Here is an 18,523-nt window from a genome sequence, read left to right as displayed (position 1 = left end):
GGTGATCCAGCGTCTGCGCAGCGTCTCCACCTTCTCCACCCCCAGCACCTGGGCGGTGGACACCGACCGCGGCCCCGCCACCCTGGTGCTCAAGGTGGAGGAAGACATCCGCCGCCTGCCGCAGCGCGGCCGCCTGCTGATCACCAGCGGGCACGGCATCGTCTTCCTGGTGCCCGATCTCACGACCCTGGACCGCCATTCCAAGCGCCTGCTGGAACGGTTCCTCTAGCGAAACGGGGTTTTCCCTGTCATTCGCGGCCGACGGCTGCGTCGGACAGGGCTGCTTTTGCTTGACGGAATTCCGATGGGAGGAAAAGTGAGGGGGTTCTGCTCCTTTCTTTTTTCCTTGGTGTGCCGAAGTGACACAGCACACTGAGTGTGTTGCTCTGTTGTCATGCCTGTACCTGAGTGGGTATGTGGTGTGCGCTTCGGTCCCGGTGTCTACGCAGGGCGTCCCCAAAAAAGGAAGCAGTCATGTTTCGATCCCTGACCTTCAGGAAGAAGATCCTCGTTCTGGGCGGCACAGCGGTGCTGGCCATGGTGCTCATGGCGGTGCTGGCCCTCAACCTGGTCTCGCGCTACATCGAGGACGGCCGTCGCGCCGAACTGGTGAACGTCGTGCGTGCCGCGCAGACCCAGATCGAGGGCTTCCGCGCCAAGGCCCAGGCCGGCAAGATGAGCGAGGCCGATGCCCAGGAGGCCGCCAAGGAGGCCTTGCGGGCGATCCGCTATGGCGACAGTGGCAAGGACTACGTCTACATCTGGGACTACGAGGGGCGTTCGGTGATGCACCCCTTCAAGCCGGAATGGAAAGGCCAGTCCATGTTCGGCAAGATCCCCGACGGGACGGGCGGTGACCTGATCACCCGCATGGTGCAGGCCGGCAAGAGCAGCCCGGATGGGACGGCCTTCGTGTCCACCATGTTCCCTCGGCCGGGCCAGACCGTGGCGGTGGACAAACTGCAGTACCTGATCCGTGTCGACGGCTGGAACTGGGTCGTCGGCTCCGGCCTGTACATGGACGACCTGGCGGCCCAGGTCCGCACGGCCGCCCTGCAGGCCGGTGCCCTGCTGCTGGTTCTGCTGGCGGTGGTGGGCGGCGTGGCCTATGGCGTGGGCCGCAGCGTGCTCCACCAGATTGGCGGCGACCCGGCCGATGCCCAGCGCGCCATGGACGAGGTGGCCCAGGGCAATCTGGCGGTGGCCCTGCCGCCCGCGGCCCCGGGCAGCCTGATCGGTTCCCTGCACACCATGGTGGGTTCGCTGCGCGAGACGGTGACCCAGGTGCACCAGTCCGTCGAGAGCATCTCGGTGGCCTCCCGCGAGATCGCCACCGGCAATGCCGACCTGAGCGCCCGCACCGAGCAGACCGCCTCCAACCTGCAGGAGACGGCCAGCTCGATGGAACAGCTGACCGGCACGGTGCGCCAGAGCGCCGATGCCGCCCACACCGCCAACCAGCTGGCCTCCTCGGCCGCGGGCGTCGCCGAAGAGGGCGGCCGGGTGGTCAGCGATGTCGTGCACACCATGAATGACATCAACCACGCCAGCCAGAAGATCGCCGACATCATCGGCGTGATCGATGGCATCGCCTTCCAGACCAACATCCTGGCCCTGAACGCGGCGGTGGAAGCCGCCCGGGCCGGCGAGCAGGGCCGCGGTTTTGCCGTGGTGGCCGGCGAGGTGCGCAGCCTGGCCCAGCGCAGTGCCGAGGCGGCCAAGGAGATCAAGACCCTGATCGGCGCCAGCGTCGAGAAGGTGGAGGCCGGCGCCCGTCTGGTGGGCCAGGCCGGCAGCACCATGGGCGAGATCGTGTCCTCGGTGCGGCGCGTCACCGACGTGGTGGGCGAGATCACCGCGGCCGCGGCCGAGCAGAGCCAGGGCATCGGCGAGGTCAATCTGGCCGTCACCAACCTCGACCAGATGACGCAGCAGAACGCCGCGCTGGTGGAAGAGTCGGCGGCGGCGGCCGAGAGCCTGCGCGAGCAGGCCCAGCGCCTCAACGAGGTCGTCAGCCGCTTCCGCCTGGGCCATGAGACCGCAACGCGGCCCGCTGCGCTGGCGTCTGCGCCGGCCAAGCCCCAGCCGCCGCGCGCGCCGCAAAAGCCGGTGGCCACGGCCCACAAGCCGGCGGCCCGGCCCGCGGGCAAGCCTGTCGCCAAGTCGGTGTCGGCTCCCGCCCCGAGCGTGGCCGCCCGGCCGGCCGAGACGCCCGCGGTGGCCGCGGCCGGCGACGACGACTGGACCTCGTTCTGACCTGAGCGGGGCCGGCGGGCCCCGCGTCCCTGCCCGTGGGGCCGGGGTATGCTGGCTGCGGATCGTCACGATGCCGCAGCCATGACCCCTTCTGACCCCGCCGCATCTCCTCCCGCAGCCGCCCGTCCGGTGGATGCGCTGCTGGCCCGCCTGGGCCGCCCCGACGAGGGCTTGCGCCGCCGCCTCTACACCATCATCTTCGAGGCCGACACCCGGGCCGGGCGGGCCTTCGACCTGACGCTGATCGGCCTGATCGTGCTGAGCATCGGCGTGGTGATGGCCGACAGCGTGGTGGCGGTCCAGGCCCGTTTCGGCACCCTGCTGACGGTGCTGGAGTGGAGCCTGACCCTGCTGTTCACCGCCGAGTACGTGGCCCGCCTGCTGTGCGTGCGCCACCCCCTGCGCTACGCGCGCAGCGTCTACGGGGTGATCGACCTGCTGGCGGTGCTGCCCACCTACCTGGCGGTGCTGGTGCCGGGGCTGCACGCGCTGATCGACGTGCGGGTGCTGCGCCTCTTGCGCATCTTCCGGATCCTCAAGCTCGGCGCCTATGTGGCCGAGTACGGCGCGCTGGGGGCGGCGCTGTGGGCCACCCGGCGCAAGATCCTGGTCTTCCTGACCTTCGTGCTGATGGTGGCCGTGGTGCTGGGTACCCTGATGTACGTCGTCGAGGGGCCGGCCAACGGCTTCACCAGCATCCCGGTGTCGATCTACTGGGCCATCACCACGGTCACCACGGTGGGCTTCGGCGACATCACGCCCAGGACCGACCTGGGCCGGCTGATCTCATCGATGATGATGCTGCTGGGCTGGGGCACGCTGGCGGTGCCCACCGGCATCGTCAGCGCGGAATTCGCGGCGCGCCGCGGCCAGGAGCCGACCACGCGCCACTGCCCCGACTGCCTCAGCGAGGGCCACCTGCCTTCGGCCCGTTATTGCCGCGATTGCGGGGCCCGCCTGCCCCCCTGGCAGCGCGATCCTGGTTGAAGGGGCGGTCCGGGCGGCCACCCTCGCGGCGGCCTTCCCGCGGGCCCCGGCCGTCCGGGCGCGGGCCACGGCCTTCATGGCGCATCTCGCGCGGCGGGGCTTCGGCCGCTTCCTGGCGGGCCTGGGCCAGCGTGGCCTGCAGCTGCTCGGGCGTCAGGCCCTTGAGGGCGCAGAAATTGGCCTCGGTCAGCGTGGTCTTCTCGAAGTCGCGCAGCAGGTGGGCGCGGTCACGCCGGGCCTGGTCCTCTTCGGCGCGCCGGGCCTGGGTGATGGCGCGGCGCCGCGCCAGTTCGTCCAGGGCGGCCTGACGGTGCTCGTCGCTGACCGGGTCGGTGGGCTGGCCGTCCAGGTCCAGCCGGTGGCTGGCGCGGCTCAGGGCGATCAGGTAGCCGGTGCCACCGGTGTGGCGGCGCAGGAAGGCCGAGAGCACGGCCTTGGTGAACACGCCGGGGGCGCGGGCCTGGATGTCGGCCTGCACGCGCAGCTTGATCGGCTTGGGCGCGCCCGCGAACAGCGCCGGAAAGCGCTGCTTGAGCTGCTCGGCGCATTCGGCGGCACTCATCGCCGGCGCGGCGGCCACCGGAGCCCCTGGGGCGGGCGCCGCCTCGGGCGTGGCCGCAGCAGCCGGGGTGTCCGCGACCGTGTCGCTGGGGGCCGGGGCGGCGGCAGAAAGGGCCAGGGCATCGGCCTCGGGCGGGGTCGGCTGGTCCGCCGCGGGCGGCGTGGGCATCGAGGTCATGGACATCGGGAAATGAGGGACGAAGGCGTGATTGTGCCCATCCCGCCGGGCGCGGTCGAATGGGCCGGTCCCGGCCGGGGCCTCAAGGGGCCTTGGCGACGCCCAGGCGGGCCAGCTTGGCCGCGTAGAGCGAACGGTCTGCCGGGGTGTCGCCCAGCTCCGCGGCGCGCTGCAGATGGCGTCTGGCTTCGGGCAGGTCGCCCAGGGCCAGGTAGGCCTGGGCCAGCCAGGCCTGTGCCTCCAGGAAGTTGGGGTTGCGGTCGATCTCCTGCTGCATCTCGTCGCGGGTGCGGGGCCAGTTGCCTGCGCGGGCGGCCAGCAGGCCCTCCCGGTAATGGGTGAAGGGGGCCTGGCTCTGCAGCCGGGCCAACTGCGTCGACAGGGCGTGGGCCTCCTGCGGCCGGTCCTGGGCCTGCAGCAGCGCCACCAGGTTGCCCATCACCCGGGTGTCCTCGGGGGCCAGGGCCAGCGCCAGACGCCAGGTCTGTTCCGCGGCGGCAGGCAGCCCCCGGCGCTCATAGACCACGCCCAGGGTGTTGAGGCTGGCGGCGCGTTGAGGCGCGCTGCGCACCGCCGCCTGGGCCCAGGCGTAGGCCTCGTCCAGCCGGCCCTCCACCAGGGCCTCGGCCGCCCGGTTGTTCTGGTACATCGCCACCAGGGTGGTCTCGCCCACCCGGCGGGTGCGGTAGCCGCGTGCCCGGTCGCTGGGCAGGAAGTCCACCACCCGGGCCTGGCTCTCGTCGCCCAGCATCACGCCACTGCGCTGGCCGAGCACCAGGTTCACATGGCCGCTGGCCACGATGAAGTCGCCCGACAGGCCCCAGCTGTCCTCACCCAGCACCTCCTGGAAGCTGACCGACAGGCCCAGGTCGCGTGCCAGCGTGGCCGAGAGGATGACCAGGGACAGGCAGTTGCCGGCCCGGTCGCGGAAGGACTCGGCCGCGGTCCGGGTGTGGGCGGCGTCGTAGTCGAGCTTCAGGTAGCGCGGGTTGCGCAGCGCCCGGTAAAGGCCTTCCTGCCGCCCCTCCATGTGCAGCAGCAGGCTCAGATCGCTGCGCAGAAAGTGGCGCATCTCCGGCGTCAGGGCGAAGAGGTCGCGAGCGCTGGTGTCCACGGCCACCGGGGCGAAGGCAGCGTCCTCCCAGGGCGGCGAGGGGGGCGGCGCGGGCGGCAAGGGCGCGCAGCCGGCCAGTGCGATGCCCCCCGCCAGGGCCACGGCCCGGGCGGTCTGCACGGTGGCGCCGCGGGCCATCCCGGCCGCGACAGCGTTCTGGGCGCGATGGCCCAGGCAGGTCCAGAACAGCCGCATGGTGTGCTCCTGCCGCGCCCGCCCTGTGCGGGCCGGACCATCGTAGGCGCCTGTCCGCGGCGCTGCAATCGGGACCGCCGGCCCGGGAGGTGCCTTCAGCGGAAGGTGACCAGCACCGCGCTGTCGGTGGCGAACGTGGCCCAGGCCGGCGCCCCAAGGCTCAGACCGGCGGCCTCGGTGTTCGGCACCGTGGCCTCCAGCACCAGGCCCCCGGCCAGTTGCAGGGTGCAGGCGGTGTGGGTGCGGCCGGGCTGCAAGGCCATCAGCGTGCCGGCCAGCCGGTTGCGGCCGGCCTGGCGCCGGGGCGCCTTGGCCGCCACCTGCACCCAGGGCGCCTTGATCAGGGCGTAGAGCTCGTCACCGGCCTGCAGTGCCATCGACTGGGCCGAGGCCGGGGTGATGGTGGCCACGAAGACATCGCCCTGGCCCAGGTCCAGGGACACATCCACCAGGCCGCCGCGGTCCGACAGGCTCTGCACCCGGCAGGCCAGCTGGTTGCGCGCGCTGGTGCGCATGCTCATGCGGCGGATCAGCGTGCGCAGGGCCGGTGCATCGCCCTGGGCCGGCACGCCCGGCAGGCGGTTGAGGATGTCCTGCTGCGAGCTCTCCATGGCCCGGTACAGGGCCACCAGCTGGCGGGCGTAGTCGGTCAGCTGGGTGCCGCCGCCGCCCGCGCCGCCGGTGGCGCGCAGCACCAGGGGTTCGGGCGCATGCTGGTTCATGGTGTCCAGCGCATCCCAGGCGGCCTTGTAGGACAGCGGCACTTCGCGCGCCGCCCGGTTGAGCGAGCCCACCCGGTCGATGGCCTCGAGCAGGCGGATGCGGCTCTCGCTGAGCACCGCGCCCAGCGGCGTCTGCAGCGAGATGCTGCCCTTGAGGGCCGGCTTGGCGGCGGGGCGGGCGGAACGTCGGGAAGTGGCCATGGACGGGGAGCAATCTGCGCTGGCGCGCTCAGGGTTGGTCCGGCTGGTGAGGGGCAGGGCCTGGGCGCAGTCTAGCGGGCTGGGCCTGGCATCAAACCTGCTCGGCCTGTCGACAGCACCAGACAGGAGGCACACATGATCACCGCCGCGATGTTGGGGTCCATCGAAGAGGCCGGCGCGGCTGTGCTGACGCTGACCGACGGGCTGGAAGAGGGCGAGCTGCTGGGCTCGCGCCTGACCCGGGGCGAGGTGACGCGCCAGCTGGGCGTGCTGGCCGCCATGCTGCGCGACCTGCCCGGCAGCGCCACCCAGGCCATGCCGGAGATCGACTGGGCGGGCTGGCGCGGCATGGGCATCGCATTGCGCGAGGAGGGGCCGGCGCGCGACGAGGCCCTGTGGTTCGGCGTGCGCTCGCTGGTGCCGGCCACGCTGAGCTGGCTGCGGGTGTACCGCCAGTCCCAGCCGGAGCTGTTCCGCTTCGCGGCCTGAGCCCGCGCCAGGGGGCGCCCGCGCGTCATGCGGCGCCGGTCCCCGCCACGCTGGCCAGCAGGCTGGCGATCACCTCGCCGCCCACGCTGGCCTGCGGGTCCAGCCGGGCGATCTGGTCCAGCAGGGCGCGGGCCTCGTCCTGGCGGCCGCTGCGCACCGCGATGAAAGCCAGGGCCTTGAGCGTGAACAGCCAGAAGCGCTGCGGGCCGGTCCCCGCGAAGTCGCTCGCGCCGGGCGCCACCGCCTGCCAGTCGCCGGGCAGGCCGGCCTGCCGCGCCGCCTCGGCCAGGCCCAGCCGCGCGGCCTTCTCGGCCAGTGCGAATTCCCGCCGGCCGGCGTGGCATTTGTAGAGCAGGTAGTAGACCGAGAGGGCTTGCGGCGCGCTGGCCTGCGCGGCCCACAGCAGCGGAGGAATCTCTTCGCGCGGGGCCTGCTGGGCCTGGGCCAGCAGCGGTCGCACGGTGGCGGGGGGCTCGCCGCCGAACAACTCGTCGGCCGCCTCGCCGGTGAACAGGTTCATGACGTTCTCCTGGGGTGCCCCGCCACCAAGCAGATTGGGTGCCATGGCGGCCCGCCCCGGGGCGGGCCCGCGCGGGCGTGCGACACGCCGCGTCGAATAGCCGACAAACCACACAGCGTCTCCCGCAGCCGCCGCCAGGTGCGCTGACATCAAGGCCCTGATGACCAAATGGTTTTGTCGGAAATCCGTATCAGATCAAGGACTTGCGAAATTCTCGCGGGGAGGCGCCAGGTTGGCACGCGGGTTGCGATTTGGGGCATGAACAGACCACGGGAGTCGCAACGATGGAAACCGCCAAGCCGATCTATCTGGACTACGCAGCCACCACGCCGGTGGACCCGCGGGTGGTCCAGGCCATGGTCCCCTACCTGTACGAACAGTTCGGCAACCCGGCCTCGCGCAGCCATGCCTACGGCTGGGCCGCCGAAGAGGCGGTGGAGATCGCCCGCGAACATGTGGCCGCGCTGATCGGGGCCGACCCCCGCGAGATCGTCTGGACCAGCGGCGCCACCGAGTCCGACAACCTGGCCATCAAGGGCGTGGCCCAGTTCCACCAGGCCAAGGGCAAGCATCTGATCACGGTGCAGACCGAACACAAGGCCGTGCTGGACACCATGCGCGAATTGGAGCGCGAGGGCTTCGAGGTCAGCTACCTGCCGGTGCAGTCCAACGGCCTGCTGGACCTGTCGGTGCTGGAGGCGGCGATGCGCCCGGACACCATCCTCGTCTCCGTGATGGCCGTCAACAACGAGATCGGCGTGGTGCAGGACATCGACGCCATCGGCCGGCTCTGCCGCAGCAAGGGCGTGCTGTTCCATGTGGATGCGGCCCAGGCCACCGGCAAGATCCCGCTGGACATGCACAGCCAGTGCGTGGACCTGATGAGCCTGTCGGCCCACAAGAGCTACGGCCCCAAGGGCATCGGTGCGCTGTACGTGCGGCGCAAGCCCCGGGTGCGCATCGAGGCCCAGATGCACGGCGGCGGCCACGAGCGCGGCATGCGCTCGGGCACCCTGCCCACGCACCAGATCGTCGGCATGGGCGAGGCCTACCGCCTGGCCAAGGAGCACATGGCCAGCGAGAACGAGCGCATCCGTGTGCTGCGCGACCGGCTGCTGGCCAGGCTGGCCGACATCCCCGAGGTCATCGTCAATGGCGACCTGACCCGGCGCATCCCGCACAACCTGAACATGAGCTTCACCTTCGTCGAAGGCGAGTCGCTGCTGATGGGCATCAAGGGCGTGGCGGTGTCCTCGGGCTCGGCCTGCACCTCGGCCAGCCTGGAGCCCAGCTATGTGCTGCGCGCCCTGGGCCTGTCCGACGAGGTGGCCCACAGCTCCATCCGCTTCTCGATGGGCCGCTTCACCACCGAACAGGACATCGACCGTGCCGCTGCCCAGGTGCGCGAGACGGTGGAGCGCCTGCGCGGCCTGAGCCCCCTGTGGGACATGCACCAGGCCGGCATCGATCTGAATTCCGTCCAGTGGGCTGAACACTGAACGCCCCACCCTTCAGGAGCACACCATGGCATACAGCGACAAGGTCATCGACCACTACGAGAACCCGCGCAATGTGGGCGGCTTCGAAACCGCCGATGAAGGCGTCGGCACCGGCATGGTCGGTGCGCCGGCCTGCGGCGACGTGATGAAGCTGCAGATCAAGGTCAACCCCAGCACCGGCGTGATCGAGGATGCTCGCTTCAAGACCTACGGCTGCGGCTCGGCCATCGCCTCGAGCTCGCTGGTGACCGAGTGGGTCAAGGGCAAGACGCTGGACCAGGCGCTGGAGATCAAGAACACCCAGATCGCCGAGGAGCTGGCGCTGCCGCCGGTGAAGATCCACTGCTCCATCCTGGCCGAGGACGCCATCAAGGCCGCGGTCAACGACTACCGCAGCAAGAGCGGAACCGGCACGCTGGAACAACCCGCCTGCGCCCCGGCCAACGCCTGAGGCCCGCCGTCCCCGGCTCGCTCCCCCGAACACACCCCACCCGACACGGAGATTTCCCCATGGCCTGCCAATCCCAGCCCAACGGCGCCGCCAGCAGCTGCAGCAGCACCCCGGCCACGCCGCCGGTGATGCCCGTCTTCGCCGATGGCCAGCCGCCCATCCACATCAGCGACGCCGTCGTCAGCAAGGTCGGCGAGCTGCTGGCCGAAGAGAACGACCCCAATCTGCGCCTGCGCATCTTCGTGACCGGCGGCGGTTGCTCGGGCTTCCAGTACGGCTTCTCCTTCGACGACACCGCCAAGGAAGACGACCTGGAGGTGGCGCGCGGCGCGATCAAGGTGTTGGTCGACGCGATGAGCCTGCAGTACCTGGCCGGCGCGGAGATCGACTACGAGGACAGCCTGGAAGGCTCGCGCTTCGTGATCCGCAACCCGAACGCCACCAGCACCTGCGGCTGCGGCAGCTCGTTCTCGGTCTGAAGGAGACGGCCATGACGCTCAGCGTGACGCCCAAGGCGGCCAAGCAGATCCAGAAGGCGCTGACGCAGCGTGGTGGCGGCATCGGCCTGCGCGTGGCCGTCAAGACCAGCGGCTGCTCCGGCTATGCCTACGCGCTGGAGTTCGCCGACGCGGCCAACCCCGAGGACCAGGTCTTCGAGACCGAAGGTGTGAAGGTGCTGGTCGACGCCCAGAGCCTGCCCCTGGTCGACGGCACCGAGCTGGACTGGGTGCGCGAAGGCCTCAACGAGGGCTTCAAGTTCCACAACCCCAACGCCACCGCCAACTGCGGCTGTGGCGAGTCCTTCGCAGTCTGACAGACCACCCCGTACCGCCTTCGGCGGCCCCCTCAAGGGGGCGCCACCAGCGGCCCGGCCAAGCCGGTTCCGCGGCGGCCGCTGGACGGGGAGGCGAACCACCAGGAGTGCTTGACCATGGCTCTGTTGCAAATCGCTGAACCCGGTCGCGCGGCGGCGCCGCACCAGCACAGGCTGGCGGTGGGCATCGACCTGGGCACCACCAATTCGCTGGTGGCCACGGTCCGCAGCGCGGTGCCGGTGGTGCTGAGCGACGAGGCCGGGCGCAGCCTGCTGCCCTCGGTGGTGCACTACGCGGCCGATGGCACGGTGACGGTGGGCGACGCCGCCCGCGCGCTGGCCGCGCAGGATCCCTTCAACACCATCGCCTCGGCCAAGCGCTTGATCGGGCGCGGGCCGGGTGACATCGCCCCGGGCGTGGTGCCCTACGCGCTGGAAGCCCTGGGCGAGAGCGCCGTGGGGGTGCGCACCGTGGCCGGCGTGAAGAGTCCGGTGGCGGTGGGCGCCGAGGTGCTGCGGGCGCTGAAGGACCGGGCCGAGGCCGCCCTGGGCGGCCCGCTGGTGGGCGCCGTCATCACCGTGCCGGCCTATTTCGACGACGCGCAGCGCCAGGCCACCAAGGACGCCGCCCAGGCCGCCGGCCTCACCGTGCTGCGCCTGCTCAACGAGCCCACCGCGGCGGCCGTGGCCTATGGCCTGGACACCGCCAGCGAGGGCGTCTACGTGGTCTACGACCTGGGCGGCGGCACCTTCGACGTGAGCGTGCTGCGCCTGTCGCGTGGCGTCTTCGAGGTGCTGGCCACCAACGGCGACGTCCAGCTGGGCGGTGACGACTTCGACCAGACCCTGGTGGACTGGTTCGTGGCCCAGTGCCCGGCGCCCTGGGGCCCGGCCGATGCTGGCGCACTGCGCGCCGCGGCCCGCCAGGCCAAGGAGGCCTTCTCCGACCAGGAGAGCGCCACCATGACCGCCACCTGCGCGGCGCAGGGGCAGGCCTTCGCCGCCTCGCTGGACCGGGCGGCCTTCGACGCCCTGACCCGTCCGCTGGTGGAGCGCACCCTGGGCCCGGTCAAGCGCGCGCTGCGCGACGCCGGCCTGAAGGCGCCGGAGGTCGATGGCGTGGTGATGGTGGGCGGCTCGACGCGTCTCTTGCAGGTGCGCTGCGCGGTGGCCGAGCTGTTCGGCCGCGAGCCTTACACCGGCATCGACCCCGACCAGGCGGTGGCCCTGGGTGCGGCCATCCAGGCCGACCAGCTGGCCGGCAACAAGGCGGTGGGCGACAACGGTCTGCTGCTGCTCGATGTCTGCCCGCTGTCCCTGGGCGTGGAGACCATGGGCGGTCTGGTCGAGAAGATCATTCCGCGCAACTCCACCGTGCCCACCGCGCGGGCCCAGGACTTCACCACCTTCAAGGACGGCCAGACCGCGATGGCCCTGCATGTGGTGCAGGGCGAGCGCGAGCTGGTCAGTGAATGCCGTTCGCTGGCGCGCTTCACGCTGCGTGGCATCCCGCCGATGGTGGCGGGGGCGGCGCGCATCCGCGTGACCTTCCAGATCGATGCCGACGGCCTGCTGAGCGTGACCGCGCAGGAGCAGACCACCGGCGTGCAGGCCCATGTCGAGGTCAAGCCCAGCTACGGTCTGGCCAACGACGAGGTGGCCGGCATGTTGCAGTCGGCCATCCAGAGCGCCGAGGCCGATGCTGCCGCCCGCATGCTGCGCGAGGCCGAGGTCGAAGCCCGCCGCCTGCTGGACGCGGTGGACGCCGCCCTGCATGCCGACGGCCACCTGCTGGTGGCGCGCGAGCAGTTCGTCATCCTGCGGGCCATGCAGGATGTGGCCGATGGCCTGGCCGAATGCGCCGAGGGCGAGGGCCCGTCGCTGGAGGCGCACCGCACGATGCGCGAGCGCCTGCGCCAGGCCACCGAAGGCCTGAACCAGGCCACCACACCCTTTGCCGGGCGCCGCATGGATGCCCGGGTGCGCGAGGCCCTGTCCGGCCAGCGTCTGGACACCCTGGCCGGCGCGCTGGGCAGCTCACCCTCGACCTCCGCCGAGCACGGGCTGGCGGCCTGACCGATCCTCTCTTCAGTTCCGGAGCCAACCATGACCGCCCCCACCGACGCCCTGGCTGCCTCCCCCTCTGCCAAGGCCAGCAAGCCCCCCACGCCGGTGACGGTGCGGCCGCACCCGGAGCTGTGCCCCGACGGCCTGTCCTTCGAGGCGCGCACCGGGCAGAAGCTGGTGGACGCGCTGCTGGAGCATGGCGTGGCGATCGAACATGCCTGCGAGAAGGTCTGCGCCTGCGCGACCTGCCATGTGCACATCCGCGAGGGTCTGGCCGGCTTGCCGGCGGCTGACGAGGAAGAGGAAGACCAGCTCGACGACGCCTGGGGGCTGGACGCCCAGTCGCGCCTGTCCTGCTGCGTCAAACTCAACGGCACACCGCTGGTGGTGGAACTGCCCAAGTACTCGAAGAACCACGCGAGGGAGTGAATCCTCCCGGTGGGTTGCGTCGTTGAGGGCACTCTGCTGAGGGGGGTCCCCGCGGCGGACGCCTGCCCGCGGCCGGGGGCGATCGGGTGGTCCTCGCCTGCGCTCGGACGACCCTCGGGCTGGATGCGCCAGGCCGGCACCGTGGAACTCGCTGCGCGCGCCTGGCGCGCTTCGCTCAGACACCCACGGTGAGTCGGACAGGAAGGGCGCGCCTGGCGCGCCCCGGCCCACCACACCCATCCCTCGGCACCCTCCACGCCCCCGGCCACGGGCCAGCGCCCACCGCTGCCCACCGTGGTTGGCTGTCGCACAGGCTCTCTGCCTGAGCCTGGGCCCAGGCTGTCGGCAACGTGACAAAACCCACAGCGCCCTCTGTTGCCCGAAGCGGCACAGAAAATCCAATCAAATCAAGCAATTAGGGGCGCACAAACAGGTGGCACACCGCTTGCGTTGACAGGTCCATCCAACGAGGACGCCGACATGGACACCTTCGACCGGACCTGGCCTTTCACGATCAACGACACCACGCTGCGCGACGGTGAGCAGACCGCTGGCGTGGCCTTCACCGACGAGGAGAAGCTGGCCATCGCCCAGGCGCTGGACGCCGCCGGCGTGCCGGAGATGGAGATCGGCATCCCCGCCATGGGCGAGCACGAGGTCGAGCTGATCCAGGCCATCGTGGGCCTGCGGCTGAAGGCCCGCACCATGGTCTGGGCCCGCATGTGCGAGGCCGATCTGCAGGGCGCGCTGCGCTGCGGGGCCGATCTGGTCCACCTGTCCATTCCCGTGTCCGATCTGCAGATCGAGCGCAAGCTGGGCCGGGACCGGGCCTGGGTGCTGTCCAGTGTCATCCGCCATGTGCACCGCGCCACCGACGCCGGGGCCCTGGTCAGCGTGGGCCTGGAGGACGCCTCGCGCGCCGACGACGGCTTCCTGGCCAAGGTGGCCGCGGCCGCCCAGAGCGCCGGCGCGGTGCGGGTGCGCTATGCCGATACCCTGGGCATCCTCGATCCCTTCGAGACCGCCCGCCGCATCGGTGCGCTGCGCCGCGAGGTGGACATTGCCATCGAGATGCACGCCCACAACGACCTGGGCCTGGCCACCGCCAACACCCTGGCCGCCTGGCGTGCCGGGGCCACCCATGTGAGCACCACCGTCAACGGCCTGGGCGAGCGTGCCGGCAATGCCGCGCTGGAGGAGGTGGTGATGGCCATGCGCCACCTCCACGGCGTGGAAAGCGGTGTGGACGGCCTGGCGCTGGCCGGCATCTCGGCCCTGGTGGCCCGGGCTTCGGGCCGGCCGGTGGCGCAGAACAAGAGCATCGTCGGCGAGGCGGTCTTCACCCACGAGTCGGGCATCCATGTGGACGGCCTGCTCAAGGATCCGCGCAACTACCAGGGCTTCGACCCCGCCGAACTGGGCCGCCACCACACCCTGGTGCTGGGCAAGCACAGCGGCTCGCATGCGGTCATCGCGGCCTATGCCCAACTGGGGCAGACGCTGGAAGCCGCCGAGGTGCCAGCGCTGCTGGAGCGCATCCGCGCCCATGTGCTGGCCACCAAGCGCCCGCCCGACAACACCGACCTGCTGCGCTTCCGCTCGGAAGGCAGCGCTGACCTGACCCCCTTGCTGGCCCCCCACCCGGCCACCCGTTTGGCTGCCTGACGGACTGGAGACCCACCCATGAGCGACTTCATCCAACAACTCAAGGCCTTGTCCAGTGCCAACGAGTTTCTCGACTTCTTCGGCGTCTCGTACGACGAGCGCGTCGTCAACGTGAACCGCCTGCACATCCTCAAGCGCTTCTACCAGTACCTGCACAAGGCCGAGGGCCTGGCCGGGCTGGACGAGCTGGCCATGTTCCAGCGCTACCGCGAACTGCTGGCGCAGGCCTACCAGGACTTCGTGCAGTCCGACGCCGCCACCGAGAAGGTCTTCAAGGTCTTCCAGGACGCCGGCGGTCAGCAGCACGTCTCGCTGTCCAAGCTGCGCGACAGCCTGGCCGAGCGCCGCGAGTCCGCGCCCGCCGCCACCCCTTCCGCCAACCTGCGCGCCGCCTGAGCCGCACCACCTCCACCGGAGACTTCCATGCACATCGTCGTCTGCATCAAGCAGGTGCCGGATTCGGCGCAGATCCGCGTCCACCCGGTGACCAACACCATCATGCGCCAGGGTGTGCCGGCCATCGTGAACCCCTACGACCTGTTTGCGCTGGAAGAGGCCCTGCGCCTGAAGGACCAGTTCGGCGGTCGGGTGACGATGCTGTGCATGGGCCCGCCCCAGGCCGAGGAAGCGCTGCGCAAGTGCATCAGCTTCGGTGCCACCGACGCCATCCTGGTGACCGACCGCGCCTTTGCCGGCGCCGACACCCTGGCCACCTCCTACGCGCTGACCTCGGCGATCAAGAAGATCCACGAAGAGCAGGCGGTGGACCTGGTCTTCACCGGCAAGCAGACCATCGATGGCGACACCGCCCAGGTCGGCCCCGGCATTGCCAAGCGCCTGGGCTGGAACCTGCTGACCTATGTCAGCCGCATCGTCAAGGTGGATCTGGAGAACCGCCGCATCCAGGTGGAGCGCCGGGCCGAGGGCGGCGTGCAGCTGCTCGACACCACGCTGCCCAGCCTGATCACCATGCTCGAAGGCACCAACGAGATGCGCTTCGCCACCATGGACGACATGCTGCGCGCCGCGCGCTTCCAGGTGCGCAAGTGGAACAAGGACGATGCCGGCATCGAGGACGTCACCAAGATCGGCCTGAAGGGCTCGCCCACCGTGGTGAGCAAGGTCTTCGGCCCGACGCCGCGCAGCGAGAAGGCCGACATGATGACCGTGGCCGACACCAGCCTGAACGACGTCACGATCAACCTGCTCGACAAGATCTTCACCCAGCACCCGATGCTGGAGCAGGAGATCGTGGACCACCTTTCCGCCTGACCCGCCGCCCCAAGGAGCACCTGCCATGAGCAATGCAAACGCCCCCCTGAAGCCGGCCGGCCGCGGCCGCAACCTGGAACTGCCCGAACACCTCAAGAGCTACAAGGGCGTCTGGGTCTTCATCGAACACGACCGAGGCCAGGTTCACTCCGTGAGCTGGGAGCTGATGGGCGAGGCCCGCAAGCTGGCCGACAAGCTGGGCGTGTCGGTGGCCGGCGTGGTCATGGGCGGCCCCGACGAGAAGCTCGACGACTTCGCCAAGGAAGCCTACGCCTACGGCGCCGACAGCTGCTATGTGATGCGCGACCCGGTGCTCAAGGGCTACCGCAACGAGCCCTTCACCAAGGGCATGACCGACCTGGTCAACCAGTACCAGCCCGAGATCCTGCTGCTGGGCGCCACCACCATGGGCCGCGACCTGGCCGGCTCGGTGGCCACCACGCTGGGCACCGGCCTGACGGCCGACTGCACCGAGCTGAACATCGACGGCACCACCCGGGCCCTGGCCGCCACGCGGCCAACCTTCGGCGGCAGCCTGCTGTGCACCATCATGACCCTGGCCTACCGGCCGCAGATGGCCACCATGCGCCCGCGCACCGCGCCCATGCCGCGCCGCGACGACAGCCGCACCGGCAGCATCACCGAGGCCACGCTGGGCATGGTGGAGACCGACATCGTCACCAAGCTGCTGGACTTCATCCCCGACGCCAACCGCAACACGGTCAACCTGGCCTATGCCGACGTGATTGTCTCGGGGGGCAAGGGCCTGAAGAACCCGGACAACTTCAAGCTGGTGTGGGACCTGGCCCGGGTGCTGGGCGCCGAGGTGGGCGCCACCCGCCCGGTGGTGCAGGCCGGCTGGGTGGAGGCCGAGCGCCAGGTCGGCCAGACCGGCAAGACGGTGCGGCCCAAGCTCTACATCGCCGCCGGCATCTCCGGCGCCATCCAGCACCGGGTGGGCATGGAGAGCTCGGACGTGATCGTGGCCATCAACACCGATGCCAACGCGCCCATCTTCGACTTCGCCCATTTCGGCATCGTCGGCAACGCCCTGCAGGTGCTGCCGGCCCTCACCAAGGCCTTCGAGGCCCGCCTGGCCAAGCAGATCCGCAAGGTGGCTTGAACCTCATCCCTCAGGAGAACAGCGATGTCCGCTACCAAAGAGAAGTTTGACGCCATCGTCGTCGGCGCCGGGGCCTCGGGCAATGCCGCCGCCTACACCATGGCCAAGGCTGGCCTGAAGGTGTTGCAGATCGAGCGCGGCGAGTACCCGGGCTCGAAGAACGTGCAGGGCGCCATCCTCTACAGCGATGCGCTGGAGAAGATCATCCCCGACTTCCGCGAGGACGCCCCGCTGGAGCGCCACATCATCGAGCAGCGCATCTGGGTGATGGATGACGACAGCTTCATCGGCACCCACTACCGCAGCGACGACTACAACAAGCCGCCTTACAACCGCTACACCATCATCCGCGCCCAGTTCGACAAGTGGTTCTCGAGCAAGGTGCGCGAGGCCGGTGCGCTGCTGGTCTGCGAGACCACGGTGGACGAGCTGCTGCTGGACAAGGACCGCGTGATCGGCGTGCGCTGCGACCGCCTGGGCGGCGAGGTCTATGCCGACGTGGTGGTGCTGGCCGATGGCGTCAACAGCACGCTGGCGCGCAAGGCGGGCTTCCACCCCGAACTGCAGGCCAAGAACGTGGCCCTGGCGGTCAAGGAAATCCTCTTCCTGCCCGAGGAAGTCATCCAGCAGCGCTTCAACATCAAGGACGAAGAGGGCGTGGTGATCGAGCTGATGGGCAAGGTCACCGAGGGCATGGTCGGCACCGGCTTCCTCTACACCAACAAGGACTCGCTGACCATCGGCATCGGCTGCCTGCTGTCGGACTTCAAGGCCAACCCGAACCGCACCAGCCCCTACGCCCTGCTGGAGAAGCTCAAGGCCCACCCCAGCATCGCCCCGCTGATCGAAGGCGGCGAGATGAAGGAGTACGCCGCGCACCTGATCCCCGAGGGCGGCTACAACGCCGTGCCCAAGATCTACGGCAACGGCTGGATCATCGTGGGTGACTCCGGCGGCTTCGTCAACGCGGTGCACCGCGAGGGCTCCAACCTGGCCATGACCAGCGGCCGCCTGGCCGGCGAGACCATCGTGGCGCTCAAGCAGGGCAACAAGGCGCCCACCGAGGCCAACCTCAAGCTCTACAAGACCAAGATGGACGAGTCCTTCGTGATGAAGGACCTGAAGAAGTACAAGGCGATGCCGGATGTGCTGCACACCACGCCGCAGTTCTTCACCACCTACCCCGAGCTGATCAACCGCGCGGCCAAGACCATGTTCACCGTCGATGGCGTGGACAAGAAGACCAAGGAGCGCGAGATCCTCGGCAGCTTCAAGGGCGCCCGCCGCCTCACCGGCCTGGTGAGCGACGCCTTCAAGTTCTGGCGCGCCTTCCGCTGAACCGTCCCCCACCCCCTGACCGGAGAGCGCCATGAGCACTGCTGCTGTCAACGTCGAGAACAAGCTGTTCCAGAACCGCTACAAGGTCGACCACGGTCGGCCGCACATCCAGATCAAGGCCCCCGAGGTCTGCGCCAACGACTGCCAGTCCCAGGCCTGCACCTACGTCTGCCCGGCCTCCTGCTACAAGACCGAGGGCAACCGCACGGTGACGCTGATCACCGACGGCTGCCTGGAATGCGGCAGCTGCCGCGTCATCTGCACCGAGCACAGCAACGTCGCCTGGGAATACCCGCGCGGCGGCCACGGCATCCTCTTCAAGTTCGGTTGATCCATCCATGCAGGACGTTGAAATCTTCCTCGCGCACGCCATCACCCTGGAGCGCGAGGCGGCCCGCCGCTACGAAGAGCTGGCGGCGGCCATGGGCACCGAAGGCAATGCCGAGCTGCGCCGCTTCTTCACCGAAATGGCCGGCTACTCCCGCAAGCACCTGGCCGAGGCCGTGGCCCGCGGCGGCTTCCGCGAGGTGCCCGAGCTGGCGCCGGGCGACTTCCAGTGGCCCGACGGCGTCTCGCCCGAGGTGGCTGACTGGGTGGGCGTCGACGCCTCGCTCGATGCCCGCGGCGCCCTGAAGCTGCCCT

The 18,523-nt window shown here is 70.1% G+C and carries 21 protein-coding genes; 17 read left to right on the top strand and 4 right to left on the bottom strand.

Annotation, left to right across the window (positions count from 1 at the left end):
- From I73_RS15030 to I73_RS15020, 3 genes are all read left to right on the top strand, one after another.
- A partial coding sequence (locus tag I73_RS15030) for a DUF1854 domain-containing protein (protein ID WP_026096779.1) occupies positions 1-229 on the top strand: 229 nt, incomplete at its 5' end.
- A gap of 245 nt (positions 230-474) precedes the next feature.
- Positions 475-2,256 (top strand): methyl-accepting chemotaxis protein, encoded by a 1,782-nt coding sequence (locus I73_RS28145; RefSeq protein ID WP_022981371.1) that lies wholly within the window; start codon positions 475-477, stop codon positions 2,254-2,256.
- 81 nt (positions 2,257-2,337) lie between these two features.
- Complete coding sequence (locus tag I73_RS15020; RefSeq protein ID WP_026096778.1) at positions 2,338-3,243, top strand: ion transporter; 906 nt, start codon at positions 2,338-2,340, stop codon at positions 3,241-3,243.
- Here I73_RS15020 and I73_RS28140 read toward each other — a convergent pair.
- The 3 genes from I73_RS28140 to I73_RS15005 form a co-directional block, all read right to left on the bottom strand.
- Positions 3,161-3,988, bottom strand: a complete 828-nt coding sequence (locus I73_RS28140) for a ProQ/FINO family protein (protein ID WP_022981369.1) — start codon at positions 3,986-3,988, stop codon at positions 3,161-3,163. The two genes, I73_RS15020 and I73_RS28140, sit on opposite strands and share 83 nt — an antisense overlap.
- A 76-nt stretch (positions 3,989-4,064) precedes the next feature.
- Positions 4,065-5,291, bottom strand: a complete 1,227-nt coding sequence (locus tag I73_RS15010; RefSeq protein WP_022981368.1) for a lipopolysaccharide assembly protein LapB — start codon at positions 5,289-5,291, stop codon at positions 4,065-4,067.
- Positions 5,292-5,386: 95 nt separating this feature from the next.
- Positions 5,387-6,214, bottom strand: a complete 828-nt coding sequence (locus I73_RS15005; RefSeq protein ID WP_022981367.1) for a TOBE domain-containing protein — start codon at positions 6,212-6,214, stop codon at positions 5,387-5,389.
- 135 nt (positions 6,215-6,349) lie between these two features.
- Here I73_RS15005 and I73_RS15000 point away from each other — a divergent pair, with 135 nt between their 5' ends.
- Positions 6,350-6,703 carry a hypothetical protein gene (locus I73_RS15000; protein WP_022981366.1) on the top strand — a complete coding sequence of 118 codons (354 nt, stop codon included), beginning with the start codon at positions 6,350-6,352 and terminating at the stop codon, positions 6,701-6,703.
- Between the two features lie 25 nt (positions 6,704-6,728).
- Here the strand turns inward: I73_RS15000 and I73_RS14995 are convergent, their stop codons facing one another.
- The gene (locus I73_RS14995) at positions 6,729-7,223 is read right to left on the bottom strand and encodes a hypothetical protein (protein ID WP_022981365.1); all 495 of its coding nucleotides are present in this window, start codon (positions 7,221-7,223) and stop codon (positions 6,729-6,731) included.
- Positions 7,224-7,507: 284 nt separating this feature from the next.
- Here I73_RS14995 and I73_RS14990 point away from each other — a divergent pair, with 284 nt between their 5' ends.
- The 13 genes from I73_RS14990 to I73_RS14930 form a co-directional block, all read left to right on the top strand.
- Positions 7,508-8,722, top strand: a complete 1,215-nt coding sequence (locus I73_RS14990; RefSeq protein WP_022981364.1) for an IscS subfamily cysteine desulfurase — start codon at positions 7,508-7,510, stop codon at positions 8,720-8,722.
- A gap of 25 nt (positions 8,723-8,747) precedes the next feature.
- Positions 8,748-9,173, top strand: a complete 426-nt coding sequence (gene iscU, locus I73_RS14985) for a Fe-S cluster assembly scaffold IscU (RefSeq protein ID WP_022981363.1) — start codon at positions 8,748-8,750, stop codon at positions 9,171-9,173.
- Positions 9,174-9,232: 59 nt separating this feature from the next.
- Complete coding sequence (gene erpA / locus I73_RS14980) at positions 9,233-9,652, top strand: iron-sulfur cluster insertion protein ErpA (protein ID WP_022981362.1); 420 nt, start codon at positions 9,233-9,235, stop codon at positions 9,650-9,652.
- Between the two features lie 11 nt (positions 9,653-9,663).
- The gene (gene iscA, locus I73_RS14975; protein WP_022981361.1) at positions 9,664-9,987 is read left to right on the top strand and encodes an iron-sulfur cluster assembly protein IscA; all 324 of its coding nucleotides are present in this window, start codon (positions 9,664-9,666) and stop codon (positions 9,985-9,987) included.
- Positions 9,988-10,104: 117 nt separating this feature from the next.
- Positions 10,105-12,063: a Fe-S protein assembly chaperone HscA gene (gene hscA / locus I73_RS28135; protein ID WP_022981360.1), complete on the top strand. Its 1,959-nt coding sequence runs from the start codon at positions 10,105-10,107 to the stop codon at positions 12,061-12,063.
- A gap of 30 nt (positions 12,064-12,093) precedes the next feature.
- Entirely contained in the window at positions 12,094-12,483 is a 390-nt protein-coding gene (gene fdx, locus I73_RS14965; RefSeq protein ID WP_022981359.1) for an ISC system 2Fe-2S type ferredoxin, read from the top strand.
- A gap of 480 nt (positions 12,484-12,963) precedes the next feature.
- Positions 12,964-14,148, top strand: coding sequence for a homocitrate synthase (gene nifV, locus I73_RS14960; protein WP_022981358.1), 1,185 nt, complete (start codon positions 12,964-12,966; stop codon positions 14,146-14,148).
- A gap of 18 nt (positions 14,149-14,166) precedes the next feature.
- Positions 14,167-14,544, top strand: a complete 378-nt coding sequence (gene nifW, locus I73_RS14955) for a nitrogenase stabilizing/protective protein NifW (RefSeq protein ID WP_022981357.1) — start codon at positions 14,167-14,169, stop codon at positions 14,542-14,544.
- A 27-nt stretch (positions 14,545-14,571) separates the two neighbouring features.
- On the top strand, positions 14,572-15,420 hold the full coding sequence (locus tag I73_RS14950) for an electron transfer flavoprotein subunit beta/FixA family protein (RefSeq protein ID WP_022981356.1): 849 nt from the start codon (positions 14,572-14,574) through the stop codon (positions 15,418-15,420).
- Between the two features lie 25 nt (positions 15,421-15,445).
- Positions 15,446-16,543 (top strand): electron transfer flavoprotein subunit alpha/FixB family protein, encoded by a 1,098-nt coding sequence (locus tag I73_RS14945; protein WP_022981355.1) that lies wholly within the window; start codon positions 15,446-15,448, stop codon positions 16,541-16,543.
- 24 nt (positions 16,544-16,567) lie between these two features.
- On the top strand, positions 16,568-17,881 hold the full coding sequence (locus I73_RS14940) for an FAD-dependent oxidoreductase (RefSeq protein WP_022981354.1): 1,314 nt from the start codon (positions 16,568-16,570) through the stop codon (positions 17,879-17,881).
- Positions 17,882-17,912: 31 nt separating this feature from the next.
- Entirely contained in the window at positions 17,913-18,212 is a 300-nt protein-coding gene (locus tag I73_RS14935) for a ferredoxin family protein (RefSeq protein ID WP_022981353.1), read from the top strand.
- A 7-nt stretch (positions 18,213-18,219) separates the two neighbouring features.
- Positions 18,220-18,523: ferritin family protein (locus tag I73_RS14930; RefSeq protein WP_022981352.1), on the top strand; the 304-nt coding region annotated here is incomplete at its 3' end.

The organism is Ideonella sp. B508-1 (assembly GCF_000333615.1).
Taxonomy (GTDB): Bacteria; Pseudomonadota; Gammaproteobacteria; order Burkholderiales; family Burkholderiaceae_C; genus Ideonella.
Note: the sequence above shows the minus strand (reverse complement) of the source record. Positions and strands in the feature narration are given on the sequence as shown.